This is a genomic window from Thermovirga lienii (assembly GCF_036847465.1).
Lineage (GTDB): Bacteria > Synergistota > Synergistia > Synergistales > Thermovirgaceae > Thermovirga > Thermovirga lienii.
Genome location: NZ_DAITZW010000012.1, coordinates 11,504 through 24,401, shown reverse-complemented (window position 1 = coordinate 24,401; position 12,898 = coordinate 11,504). Strand labels below are relative to the sequence as shown.

At 49.1% G+C, this 12,898-nt stretch carries 12 protein-coding genes; 1 reads left to right on the top strand and 11 read right to left on the bottom strand.

All coding sequences use genetic code 11. The features are described from left to right. The first annotated feature begins 76 nt into the window (after window positions 1-76). Complete coding sequence (locus tag V7Z69_RS05030; protein WP_014163703.1) at window positions 77-1,087, top strand: SDR family oxidoreductase; 1,011 nt, start codon at window positions 77-79, stop codon at window positions 1,085-1,087. Between the two features lie 24 nt (window positions 1,088-1,111). Here V7Z69_RS05030 and V7Z69_RS05025 read toward each other — a convergent pair whose 3' ends face one another. From V7Z69_RS05025 to V7Z69_RS04975, 11 genes are all read right to left on the bottom strand, one after another. Continuing rightward, window positions 1,112-2,494 carry a phosphomannomutase/phosphoglucomutase gene (locus tag V7Z69_RS05025; protein ID WP_014163702.1) on the bottom strand — a complete coding sequence of 461 codons (1,383 nt, stop codon included), beginning with the start codon at window positions 2,492-2,494 and terminating at the stop codon, window positions 1,112-1,114. A 73-nt stretch (window positions 2,495-2,567) separates the two neighbouring features. Then, window positions 2,568-3,767, bottom strand: a complete 1,200-nt coding sequence (locus V7Z69_RS05020; RefSeq protein ID WP_334138910.1) for a ribonuclease H-like domain-containing protein — start codon at window positions 3,765-3,767, stop codon at window positions 2,568-2,570. Window positions 3,768-3,794: 27 nt separating this feature from the next. After that, a complete protein-coding gene (locus V7Z69_RS05015) occupies window positions 3,795-6,035 on the bottom strand; it encodes a DEAD/DEAH box helicase (protein WP_334138908.1) in 2,241 nt (746 codons plus the stop codon). A 164-nt stretch (window positions 6,036-6,199) separates the two neighbouring features. Further along, on the bottom strand, window positions 6,200-7,753 hold the full coding sequence (gene citF, locus V7Z69_RS05010) for a citrate lyase subunit alpha (protein ID WP_334138906.1): 1,554 nt from the start codon (window positions 7,751-7,753) through the stop codon (window positions 6,200-6,202). A 2-nt stretch (window positions 7,754-7,755) separates the two neighbouring features. Then, a complete protein-coding gene (locus V7Z69_RS05005; protein WP_211204428.1) occupies window positions 7,756-8,631 on the bottom strand; it encodes an HpcH/HpaI aldolase/citrate lyase family protein in 876 nt (291 codons plus the stop codon). Further along, the gene (locus tag V7Z69_RS05000; protein ID WP_334138902.1) at window positions 8,631-8,900 is read right to left on the bottom strand and encodes a citrate lyase acyl carrier protein; all 270 of its coding nucleotides are present in this window, start codon (window positions 8,898-8,900) and stop codon (window positions 8,631-8,633) included. The genes V7Z69_RS05005 and V7Z69_RS05000 overlap by 1 nt, the downstream gene beginning before the upstream one ends. Before the next feature lie 109 nt (window positions 8,901-9,009). Next, window positions 9,010-10,242: an isocitrate/isopropylmalate dehydrogenase family protein gene (locus V7Z69_RS04995; protein ID WP_014163696.1), complete on the bottom strand. Its 1,233-nt coding sequence runs from the start codon at window positions 10,240-10,242 to the stop codon at window positions 9,010-9,012. Window positions 10,243-10,261: 19 nt separating this feature from the next. Beyond that, on the bottom strand, window positions 10,262-10,756 hold the full coding sequence (locus V7Z69_RS04990) for a 3-isopropylmalate dehydratase small subunit (protein ID WP_014163695.1): 495 nt from the start codon (window positions 10,754-10,756) through the stop codon (window positions 10,262-10,264). Window positions 10,757-10,758: 2 nt separating this feature from the next. Then, the gene (locus V7Z69_RS04985; protein WP_334138901.1) at window positions 10,759-12,015 is read right to left on the bottom strand and encodes a 3-isopropylmalate dehydratase large subunit; all 1,257 of its coding nucleotides are present in this window, start codon (window positions 12,013-12,015) and stop codon (window positions 10,759-10,761) included. Between the two features lie 12 nt (window positions 12,016-12,027). Next, window positions 12,028-12,546, bottom strand: a complete 519-nt coding sequence (locus tag V7Z69_RS04980; RefSeq protein ID WP_014163693.1) for a 3-isopropylmalate dehydratase small subunit — start codon at window positions 12,544-12,546, stop codon at window positions 12,028-12,030. 13 nt (window positions 12,547-12,559) lie between these two features. Next, on the bottom strand, window positions 12,560-12,898 hold a 339-nt coding region (locus V7Z69_RS04975), incomplete at its 5' end, for an aconitase family protein (RefSeq protein WP_334138899.1).

Sequence of the window (12,898 nt, the reverse complement as noted above, 5' to 3'; positions counted from 1 at the left end):
CCATGTATCATTTAGGGCAGCGGGAAAATTTCCCAGCTGCCCTTTTTAGTGAAAAATCGATGAGGAGAGAACGGGGATGACAGAAATCTTTAAGGAGATGACTTCCAAGCGTTATCGGTGGGCCGTGACTGGAGCAGCCGGTTTTGTGGGCTCTCACCTCGTGGAGAGTCTGCTCATGATGGATCAGGAAGTGGTCGCCATGGACAACTTCTTGAGCGGACGCGTAAAAAACCTAGAGGAAGCTACCAGTAAACTTACAGACGCCCAACGCCAAAGGTTCAAATTCATGGAAGGAGATATAAGAAACTACGATGACTGCCTTGCCTTATGCAAGGGGGTAGATATGGTTTTACACCAGGCGGCACTGGTTTCGGTCCCAAGGTCGTTTGATGACCCTCTGCTCAATAATCAGTGCAACGTCGATGGGTTCCTCAACGTTCTTCTGGCTGCCAAGGCATCAGGCGTAAAGTCCTTGGTATATGCTTCATCTGCAGCAGTATATGGAGATGGAGGAGAGAATGCCCTCAAGGAGTCATCCCTGCTGAATCCCAAGTCCCCATATGCTGTATCCAAGATGACGGATGAGCTTTATGCTCAGGTTTTGTCCGAGGATTTAAACGTCGTGGGACTTAGGTACATGAACGTGTACGGCCCAAGACAGGATCCTGGAAGCCCTTATTCGGGAGTTATAACTATTTGGTTGAGTCGAATCGCTAGTGGCAACGAACCTATAATATACGGAGATGGAAAAAACACTAGGGATTTCGTATACGTCAAGGACGTAGTCCAGGCGAACATAAGGGCTGCACTCCTTGGAGCGCAGGGACATGAGGTCTTCAACATAGGTACAGGAAGAAGTGTTACCCTGTTGGAGCTTTTGGATACCATAAGGGATCTCTATCAAAGAAAAACTGGAACAAATCCCCCAGAAGGGGACTTTGCGCCCTTCAGGAAAGGGGACGTGCGATTTTCAAAAGCAGATATAAGTAAGGCAAAAGAGTTGCTTGGCTACGATCCTGAGTACAGTTTGCGTGAGGGATTGGAAAAAACTATTGAGTGGTTCATATCTAAAGGGGCAGGAAAGTAGCCTGCCCCTTTAGATATTAATTCATCAGTATTCCCACTGGAAGTCATCCACGCCAGCCTCAAGGATCCGTTTCTTGAGGTCATTGCAATATTCCTCAAGGTCTTTTTCTGTCTTTCCTTCCGCTCTGGCGACCAAAACTGGCTGGGTGTTGGAAGCCCTTACCAATCCCCAACCCCTTGGATATAGGATTCTTACTCCATCTATAGTTATAGCGTCGTAATCTTTGAGGGCGCTTTCCTTTATTTTTTCGATAACTTGAAACTTTTCTTCATCACTGCAGGGGATGCGAGTTTCAGCGGTGCTGTAATATTTCGGCACGTCTGAGAGCATTTCCGAGAGGCTTTTATCCGAGTTGGATAGGATCCTCAGCAGTCTTCCCGCTGCGTAAAAGGAATCATCAAAGCCATAATATTCATCGGCAAAGAACATGTGCCCTGAAACTTCTCCGGAGAAGAGGGCGTTTAGTTCCTTCATCTTGGCCTTAATGAGCGAGTGGCCTGATTTCCACCATACTACCTCCCCACCCAATCGTTCTATTTCGTCCACCAATGCCTGGGAGCTTTTTATTTCCACTATAGCTTTTGCTCCTGGATGTTTGGGAAGTATTTCCCGCCAGAAGAGGATCATTAGAATATCTCCCCACACTATGTTCCCTTGGTCATCCACAACTCCGATACGGTCAGCATCTCCGTCGAAGCCTAGCCCCACGTCAGCTTTTTCCTTTATCACTGTGTCTATAAGGGTTCCGAGGTTCTCTCTCTTAGTTGGGTCGGGGTGGTGGTTAGGGAATCGGCCGTCAGGTTCTGCGAAGAGTGGAACGACTTCGCATCCTGATCTTTTCAAATATTCGTTTATGATGGGACCGGCTGTACCGTTTCCTGAGTCCGTGACGACCTTGAGTTTCTTAGGCCCTAGGGTTATTTTTGAAAGGAGCATGTTGATGTAAGGTTCGTTGATTGATTCAGAGAATACAGAGCCCTTTTTGGTTCCTTTCTCAAGGTCGTTTTTAGAGATCATGTCGTAAATTTCCTTGATCTGTCTTCCATAAAGGGTGGTCTTGCCCACTGCAAGCTTGAGGCCGTTGAACTCTGGAGGGTTGTGACTGCCAGTTATCATTATGCCACCGTTCACACCGTAATGGTAAAGGCTCCAATAGAGCATGGGGGTCGTTACCACTCCCACGTCCGTAACGTCTATACCTGCAAGGGTTATTCCTTCTATTACGTCCTTTCTGATCCTTTCGGTGGAAGGCCTGACGTCTCCTCCCAGGCATATTCGCCCAATTCCTTTCCTTTTTAAGAGGGTGCCAAAGGCAAGGGCTATGGCTTGGACGTTCTCGCTGTTCAATTCTTCGTCGGCTAACCCCCTTATGTCGTATTCCCTGAATATGTGCTCTGGTACAGGCATATTAAGACCTCCTTATTTCCTTTATAGCCTTTAGTATATCAATAATTGGCTGAATTACTAATAATACTTTAAATTATGCTCTTTTTATGTTTGATTTTCGTATCAACCTCTCGAGTCTATGGAGTATGGGGTTTCTTAACTTCTTCCACGTCCAGTTATCGTAGAATGGACGTGCTTTATCTAGGACGGCCAAGGCGTGCCTTGTAAATTGAATGGCCCTAGGTATGTTCTTTAGATGGTGTTCGTTTATCTTTGCTAGTTCTATCAATACATTTATAAGGGTTGGCCCCTTCAAGGTGATAGTACATTCCTCGAATAGCCGCGCCGCCACGTCGTAGTTTCCTCGCTTTTTCTCCCAGTAGGCCAGCCTGAGTTTTGCCTCGAAACTCAAATGGGAATTGCAGGCAGCTATGAAACCCCACAATTTCTCTGCCTCTTGCAATCTCTTCCTTGCTGCCCACAGGTCACCTGCCTTCAATGTGGCTTCCGGATCCTCCGTGTCTGAGCCGCTTACTATCTTCGATACCTTCAGCTTCAAAGCTATCAAGGAAAGAATGTCCATGAGGTTGTGATAGAAAACGCCCTGCAGTGGGAGGGCGTTTCCTGTTTTGAGGAAATCGGCATAGTATTTAGGCACCAACCATCCTGGCACGTCTGCTACGGTTCTTTGGACTTCGAGAAGCTCTGATTCGACCGTCGATAATCTGCAGTTTTCCAGCTTTTCTTTCCAGAGATAGCGGACCAGCTGAAGCAGGTCCAGGTGCCCTAGCAGGCTAATAGGGACTTTCTTTCGATTCAATATGGTTCTAGTCTGGATCATGGGCCAATCGAAAGATTTGCCGTTGTAAGTTACTAGGGAGACATCTCGTTCCGGGAAGCTCTCGAAAAGAACTTGGAGCCATAGTTCCTCCGATGAGGGGGTAGCTAGAAATATCTGTTTTGCAACCAAGGTTGAATCTGAAACGTAGGCCAAGCCGGCCAAGAATGCGTATGTACCACTCCCTCCGGCGAGCCCTGTAGTCTCCAGGTCCAAGAATACTGGCGTTCCCTTGGAACCCCATGGCTCCAAAACCAGGGCTGAATGACCTACGCCATCCAGAAGAATGCATCCGTGCTTATAAGGTAGGGGAAAGGCCTTATTTATTACGTACACGCCTTCGTGTACCCATTTCCCTCCCTCTGGAAGGCCCTTTATGTCGTTGTTTGTTTCCTTTGATTCTTGCCTTGAAGGCAGCGGCCCCAGTAGCCTTTCCAGTCTGCTCAAGCGGTCCATGTTTCTGTCTCTTTCACCTCGGTAGGGCTAGTCATTGGCAAGAATGGTATCCAGCAAAAAGGCCGTGTCCTTTTTTGCGTTGATTTGGGCCCCTAGGGGGCCGATGCACGCAGGGCATCCCCTTTCGCATTTGCAGCTTGAAAGAGCCTCTCTCGCGGAGGTTAGTAGCTTGCTTTTTAGTTCAAAGGCTCCCTCTGCCAATCCAATACCACCAGGGTAGTTGTCGGCTATATATACTGCCGGGCTTTCAAGGAAGGGATCCTTTACGAGGCCGTGGATTATAATGTCATGTCGTGCACACATCAGAAAGAGGGGTGCCGTGCTGCGAAGGAGGTTAGAAAGTCCTGTTAATGCCGAGCTCTGCCGGTTCTCGTCCCATCCCTCCCACACGACGCCTGTAGGTACTTTGAGCCAGCAAGCTGTTGTATGCATTTGCTCCTCTGGCAAGTGAATGTGACCATACCCTAAATTCTCATGGGTGTGGAGTTTTATTTTTTTGTATATGGTAGGTCTGCTTGCCATCAGTATCTCTCCCAATCCCCAATGGCCTTGTTGTTCTAGTGTGTCTATGGTTTGGAATCTGACGGCCATATCAGCGTCGGTGTAATAATCTACTTCCACCTGTTTCACGTAGCATCTCATGCCGTCATAGTCCAACTTCATGACTTGGTACGTTTTGCCTCCATGAAAGTATATGGCCTCGGGATGAATTAGCATAGGCGCGCTGGGACGGTCTACCTCACCTATCACGACGGGTTTTGCGGTCTCGGTGATATCTATGATCACAAAGTTCTCGCTTGTGGCGCTCCTCAATGAGAGTGATTCAGCGGGGAAGGAGTCCTCTTGCCAGAAGAACTTTTCCTCCGATTTATGCAGCGTTCCTTTTTGCCTAAGGTATTCCAGTATCTCTGAAATATCTTTGTTTCCAAATTTTTCTCCTTGGTGAAAGGGAAGCTCAAAGGCGCTGCACTTGACGTGGTTTGCAAGTATGTAGAGATTGTCGCTGTTTATGCGTGCCCTTTCTGGAGAGGCTCCGAACAAGTACTCGGGTCTTGAAGCAAGGAATTGGTCCATTGCAAAGGAGGAAGCTACCATAATGGCTGCGGAAAGTCCCATGCTTCTTCCGGCTCTTCCTATTTGTTGCCACATGGATGCGATGCTCCCTGGATAGCCGTGAAGAATGGCTAATTCCAGGCTACCTATGTCTATTCCCAGTTCCAGGGCGTTGGTGGAGACCACGCACGTTATTTCGCCCTCACGGAGCTTTCGTTCTATAGCTCTTCTTTCGTTGGGTAGGTAGCCTCCCCGGTAACCTTCCACCTTACTAGCGTCCAATCCCTTGGAAATTAGAGCCCGCCTCAGGTAGGTCACTAAGAGTTCCACGTTTACCCTTGATCTGGTGAACACAATGGTGCTTATGTTGTTGGCTACTGCTTCAGCCGCTATCTTAGCGGTCTCCGTTAAGGAGGATTTTCGGATTCCCAGCTGCTCGTTAACCACTGGGGGGTTGTATATGACAAATTTCCTGGGGCCCCTTGGCGCTCCACTTTCAGTTATCACATGAACTGGTTCCTCCAGCAAGAGTTCGGAGAGCTCCTTTGGATTGCTTATAGTGGCTGAGGAGCCTATGAAAGTAGGTTTGGAGCCGTAGAAGGAACATATCCTTTTAAGTCTTCTTATGAGGTTTGCTACATGGGAGCCGAAAACTCCTTTGTAAGTGTGGAGCTCGTCTATTACAACGTATCTTAGGTTTTCGAAAAGCTTTATCCACTTTGTGTGATGAGGGAGAATGCCTGTATTGAGCATATCTGGGTTGGTTATTACGATATGTCCTGCTGCCCTCAGCTTTTGCCTTGCCGCGACTGGGGTATCACCGTCATATGTAAAGGTTTTTACGTCTACCCCAGACAGCTCTATGAGCTGATGAAGTCCTGCCATTTGGTCTTGGCTCAATGCCTTGGTGGGAAACATGAATAGAGCTCTTGAATCTGGATTTTTCATTATGGCATCCAGTACGGGAACGTTGTAGCATAAGCTCTTGCCGGAAGCCGTTGGAGTTGCCAGGACTACGTTTTTGCCCTCCATGATCATTCTTATAGCGTCGGCTTGATGGCTGTATAGCTTCTGGATCCCCCTTTTCTCTAGAGCTTTTTTCAGTCTCTCGTCCAAGTCAGGCCACCTGGCCCATGAGGCTTCCTGTGGAGGGAACTCCCTTAGTGTGCAAACCTTGCCATCAAGGGTCTTTATCCATTCCAGAAAGGAGTTCAAACTTTTGTGTGGTTTTATCAGCAGGACAAAACACCTCCAAGAAACTTTGAATCCATAAAATATAGATAAATTTTATATCAGATAGGGCATTAGAGGAAATTATTTGTGGCTGGGAATTAAAAACGGGCCCCAAGAATTCGGGGACCCGTTTATGGATAAATGTTCTATTTTTTCTTTATCTGTCTGACTACGTCTATAACAGAGCCATCTCGATATTCTATTACGCCTATTATTCGGTCTGTGTGCTCTATTGGAGCCATATCTCCCGCGAGCTTTTTGGCCTTCTCTACCAGCTCGTCTATGGTGACTAATGGTAAGTCCTTGCTGGGTTTGATGGCGTCCATGAGGTCTTGGCGCCTTGGGTTTATGGCGACGCCGAACTCGGTTACCACAGCATCCACCACTTCTCCAGGTGTGGTAACCGTGTAAACTGAATCCACAACGGATGGTATCCTTCCCCTCAATAGAGGAGTAGTGATTATGGTCAGTTTGGCTCCTGATGCGGTGTCTTGGTGGCCTCCAATCCCGTGAAGCAGTGCCCCATCGGACTCGGTGTTTACGTTGACGTTGAAGTCCCTATCCACTTCTGTAGCTCCCAGTACCACGGTGTCCAGCATGTTAACCATGCATCCTGCGTTCCAGGGATTGGCGTACCAATCGGCAGAGATTTCAACGTGAGCGGCGTTGCGCGATATGGATTCCACGGCTGCCAGATCGAAGGACTGAACGTCCATCAGTTGTCTGAAAAGTCCCTCCTCTAGCATGTCCACGAAAAAGCTTGTTATACCTCCTAAACCGAAGCTCCCCTTGATCCCCTTTTTTCTCATGGCATCTCTTACGTACGCAGCAGCGGCGAGGGAAATGCCTCCAGCACCAGTCTGGAAGGATATGCCTTCCTTGAAGTAAGGGCTTGATTCTATAAGTTTGGCTGCATAGCGTGCGATCAAAAGCCTCATGGGGTCTCGGGTTACTCTGGTCGTTCCCGAAACTATACCTGCAGGATCCCCTATTTTATCCACCTGCACGACGTAATCCACTTGTGTTTGGGGAATCTGAATGTATGGGGCAGGGTATTCTACTAAATTGTCCGTTATCGCTACTACGCACTCTGCGTAGTCTGCGTCCGTGTGAGCATATCCAAGGGAGCCACATGCCGACTGTCCATAGGCTCCTGTAAGGTTGCCGTATTTATCGGCCGTGGGGGCAGCTATGAACGCCACGTCAATCTTGACATCCCCACTTATTACAGCCCTGGGCCTGCCTCCGTGGCTTCTAAGGACGACGGGAAGTTCCATACCTCCCTCAGATGCTAGCTGACCTATGGGGCCATTTACAGAGCCTTGAATTTGTCGAATTACACCTTTTTGTATGTGCTTTGTTAGGTGTTTATGGACGCCGAAGAGCGCGGTAGGGAATATGACCAAGTCCTTTATTCCCATTTCGGCACAGGCGTCAAGGACCATGTTGACCACGTAATCCCCATTGCGTAGGTGGTGGTGGAAGGATATGGTCATGCCGCTTTGAAGTCCCGACTCTCGGATTGCTGCCTTTATGTTGGGGAGCGTCTTGTCAGTCTTGGTGAAGAACGTCGTCCTGTTTTTTTTGCCGTAGCGGTTTCCCTTTGGTAACCTCTTCGTGGCCCCTCTGAACAGCACGACGTCGTCTTTGTAACCAGGAATAGAGCTCGGTATATCCCGTCCCACAGCATTGACGGCCATGACTATTCGCCTCCTTCGAGAAGACCAGCTCTTTGTAGCACGTATTCCGCGCGTTTGACCACTGGCCTGTCTACCATTTTCCCGTCGACTGAGACTGCGCCTAACCCTTTCTCTGCGGCTTCCTTGGCCGCCTGTACTATTTTTTGAGCTTGGGCTATTTCCTTTTCTGTTGGAGTGAAGACGTCATGAATTATGGGAATTTGGTTTGGATGGATGACGCTTTTACCCTGGTAGCCAATTTGCTTGACCCACTGGGTTTCCCTCCTGAGGCCCTCGTCATCGGTTATGTCCGCAAAGACGGTATCCAAAGGATCTACCTTAGCGGCATGAGCTGCTAATACAACCATTCTTCTTGGGCCTACAAGTTCCTCTGAATTTTCGGAACGGCTTGTCTTCAAATCTGCCCTCAGGTCCTCGCCTCCGGGACATATAGCCGTTACTCGTTTGGACGCTGTAGCTATATGATAAGCGTTCCATATTCCCAACGCCGTTTCAAGCAAACAGGTTATCTGTACTTTCCCCTCGGGGAGGTTGTGTTTGTTTTCTATCTCCGATATGGCCTCGTCAAGAAGTTTTACGTCCTGAGGGGTCTCTACCTTTGGAACCCTTATTCCGTCTATACCCCAGGGAATGACCTCTTCAAGATCCCTTTTCCAGAACGGGGTGTCAAGGCCGTTTATCCTGACCGTTACCTCGCATTCGCCAAAGTCCACATTTTTTAATGTCTCTCGTACTAAGATCCTCGCAGCTTCTTTTTCACCCAATGATACGGAATCCTCCAGGTCAAGGATTACCCCGTCGGGCTTGAAAAGGTGCCCCCTCATGAGCATATTGGGGTTGTTCCCGGGTAAGTAGAGCATGGTACGCCTTAAGGCCATCATTCTTCACCCCCCATGAGGGTTCTTGCTGCCGCTTCAACTCTAGCTTTCAAGACGACGTCGTTGGCACCATTGAATTGAATTGAAAGGACGACGTCTTTGATGCCCAATTCCAGAAGGGTTGCCTTCGCCGTCTTGAGTATAGAGTCCCTGAACCTGGCGATGTTGGCCCCCTCCATGGTTATAAAAATGCCTTTTCCCCTTTCTGCAGCGCTTGCGGTTACCAGGCAGTCCATGGACTCCAGTGTGCCTGCTTGGGCGGTTTTCATTTTCATCCCCTCCATGAAGTACAAAAACAACAATATGTTATGCAGTTGTTGTTTTGACTAAAAAAGACGAGGCCTCCAGCGGAGGCCTCGCTCTGCTTCGAGAAAGTTCTTATACCAGGTGCTCCCATGCGCACATTTCTTTTGCTTTGGCGCAAATTTCATCGGCCTTCTTGTCGAAGTCCGGGTCGATCTTGGAGGCTATGGCCTTTGCCATATCAAGGGTGGAGACGGCCTTTGTCTCCCAATCCTTGTCTCCACGGTCCCTCCAGATATCGTAAGTTAGATATTTACCTTCTACCAGCGTATCTCCTATGGCCTTTTCCAATTTCTCTGCGTACTCATCCAGACAGAGGTACTTGAGCATCATCGCTGCGGTTATGAGCATGCCGCAGGGGTTGATCTTGTATTGGTGAGCGTATTTAGGCACAGAACCATGGCTTGGTTCGAAGATCGCCGTATTTTCTCCTATGTTGCCGCTCGGGGAGAAGCCCAGTCCGCCAATGAGCTGGGAGGCTTCATCGGAGAGGATGTCGCCGAAGACGTTGGAGGTCACTATTACCTGGTAGTCCTGAGGGTTCTTGATCAGCCACATGGCTGTGGCATCGGCGTTCTCTTCCCTTGCTTCTATCTCTGGGTATTCTTTTGCTATCTCTAGGAAGCGCTCTTTCATCATCCCGTCGGTGGCCCTTATGACGTTGGCCTTGTTGCAGTTTACAACGCTCTTGAGGCCATTTGCCTTGGCATACTCGAAGGCGGCCCTTATTATTCTGTCGCATCCTTCTTTGGAGTACACCCTCCAAGATACGGCAACTTCACTTTTGTCCTTGAACCTCTCCATGCCTGGATGCAGGTCGAACATCTCCTTCGGCAGTGGTCGCCACTCTACGGCAGAGTAGAGGTCTTCAGTGTTCTCGCGGAACAGGGCTATGTTTATATCGGGGTCTCCTTTTAAGGGGGTGCTTACTCCGGGGTACAGTTTTGCCGGTCTGAAGTTTATATAGAGGTCGAACATCTGTCTTAGCTGAAGTATGGCGGATTTAAAGCCTTTTACTCCCGACTTGGATGTTATGGCTGCCATTAGGGTAGCGTCGGAATTTTTGACCTTTTCGATGGTCTCCGGAGGAACGGTGTTTCTCCTTGGGTCGCCCTCAGGATACTCTTTGCAGGATTTTTCCCACATGCACCATCCCATATCGGCTCTAACCCAATCGATAGGGGGATTCAAGGCCTGCATGACTATCATGGCTGCTTCCATTACGTCGAAGCCCGAGTCGTCTCCCGGTATATAGGTTACAGTGTAACGATCCTTTTTCTCCTTAACCTGCATAACGTTTCTTTCCATCTTGCAAAACCTCCCTCTTTTATTCTAGTCCTAGAGATTTCTTAACGTGAGGTATCAGACCACCGTCCTCTATTAGTCCCCTTACGAACTCAGGGAACGGAGGGAAGGAGAAAGTGCCCTTGGGAGTTATGATTTCCCCCTTGTCGAAATCGATGGTTATCTCATCTTGGTGCTCTATGGCATCAACTGCTTCAGGTGCCACTATTATGGGAAGTCCCTCGTTGAGGGCATTGCGATAGTAGATTCGGGCAAATCCCTTAGCTATTATTGCTCCTATTCCCCTAACTTTGAGACAGGTAACCGCCTGCTCGCGGGAGGAGCCGCATCCCCAGTTCTTCCCTGCCACTATGATGTCTCCGGGCTTGGCGTTTTTAGTGAACTCAGGGTCCAAGTCCTCCAACGCGTACTGGCCCATTTCAGAGCGCTCTGATACAGTGTACGTGTACTTGCCAGGGAAAATGACGTCGGTATTTACGTCGTCCCCGTATTTCCATACCCTTCCTGTTATTTTCATATCTAGAGCACCTCCCTTGGGTCGGCTATTGCGCCTTTTATGGCGGAAGCCGCAACCGTCATGGGGCTTGCCAGATAGATGAAGCTTTCCTTGTTGCCCATGCGACCTTTGAAGTTCCTATTGGCCGTTGAGATACATACTTCACCTGGGGCTAGTATTCCTTCGTGGTTCCCCATACACGGTCCACAGCCAGGGTTATTTATTATGCAGCCTGCATCCAGGAATATATCCAGCAAGCCTTCCTCCATAGCCTGGCGGTATACTTTCCAAGATGCTGGGATCACTATGGTCCTAACCGCCACTTCCTTGCCCTTGAGTATAGAGGCAGCTTCTCTTAGGTCCTCTATCCTGGCGTTGGTGCAGCTTCCCAGGAAGGCCTGATGTATAGGAGTTCCTGCGACCTCGCTCACTGGGGCGTAGTTGTCCACGGTGTGGGGCTTTGCTACACCAGGCTCAAGGTCTTGAAGGTCGTATTCCAGCTCTTTCGCGTATACGGCATCTTCGTCAGCCCATATGGCTTCCCATTTATCGGTCTTTGCGTTGTCCTTTATGGCTTCAAGCACCTTCTCGTCAGGGGGGCAAACGGCGTTTTTGGCGCCCATCTCTATGCCCATGTTGCACAAGGTCATCCTTTCTGCCAAGGACATCTGGGATATGGCTGGACCGTGAAACTCGACGGACATATAATCTGCGCCATCTGCCTTTATATCTCCAATGATCTTAAGTATCAGATCCTTGGCGGAAACGCCCTTTTTGAAGGATCCCTTTACTGTTATCTTCATGGACTCAGGTACACGGAACCAGATTTTGCCTGTTGCCCAGGTAGCTGCCATCTCGCTTCTTCCTATGCCCGTGGAGAAGGCTCCGTAGGCACCATAGGTGCAAGTATGGCTATCGCTGCCCACCATTACCAGACCAGGAAGGGCAAATCCTTCCTGGCACATTATCTGGTGACATACGCCGCCTTTGCTGTTCACATCATAGAAGTGTTTGATCCCCTGCTCTTTAACGAATTCTCTGATTATCTTGTGGTTCTCTGCATGTTTGTCCGTGGGCGCTGGAACAGCGTGGTCTAGGATGATAACTATATGATCTGGGTTCCATACCTTATCTACACCAATTTTCTTGAAAACCTTGGAGATAGGGGCGGCGTTGTCGTGGCTCATGCAAAAGTGAGGCTCGACGGTCACAACTTGGCCTGCCTTGACATCCTGTCCTGCTGCTTTCCCCAAAACTTTTTCAGCGAAGGTCTTACCCATGGAGCTCACCTCCTACTTTTGCTCTTTGGCGGCTTGGGCTTTGAGGTAAGGAATCAGGCCACCGTAGGCCATTATTTCCTTCTCCAGATCCGTCACCGCGTCGCCGTGCATTACTTCACCAGTGGTCAGATTTTTGATCTCTCCGGTGTCCAGGTTGACCTCGAGTTCATCGCCATCTTTTACCTTTTTGGTGATGTTGGGAACTACAAGGACAGGATATCCGTTGTTTACTGCGTTTCTGTAATAGATTCTGGCGTAGGATTCTGCTAGTATTACGGGGATACCTAGCTCTTTGAGGCAATATACGGCGTGTTCCCTGGACGAACCGCAGCCGAAGTTTTGCCCAGCTACTACGAAATCTCCGGGTTTAGCTTCTTTGGCGAAGTTCTCCTTGCCAGGGTAGTATTCGAAGGAGTACTGGGCCATCTCCTTTGGGTCGGTTATAGCCAGGTACTTGTTGTGGTATATGAGGTCGGTGTCCACATCGTCCCCGAAAACCCATGCTCTTCCTCTTAAGATGTTCTCCGTCATGAGAATCCACCCCTTACCCAAGAATTTCCCGCGGGTCGGTGATAACGCCGCGAACTGCCGATGCCATGGCGGTCATCGGGCTTGCCAAATACGTATGGCTTCCCTTCCCAACCTTGCCTATGAAGTTTCTGTTAGTGGTTGACATGCCTATATCACCGCTTGGCAGAGTTCCGTAATGTTTTGCTGTGCAGAGTGCGCAAGTGGGATTCGTGAAGATCACTCCAGCATCCAAGAATTTTTCTATGAACCCTGCCTGGGCACACTGTTTCATGACCTCTCTGGTTGCAGGAGTTATTATTACTCTCATGCCTGGAGCAATCTTGAAGTTTGCTGCCTTTAGGACCTCGAAGGC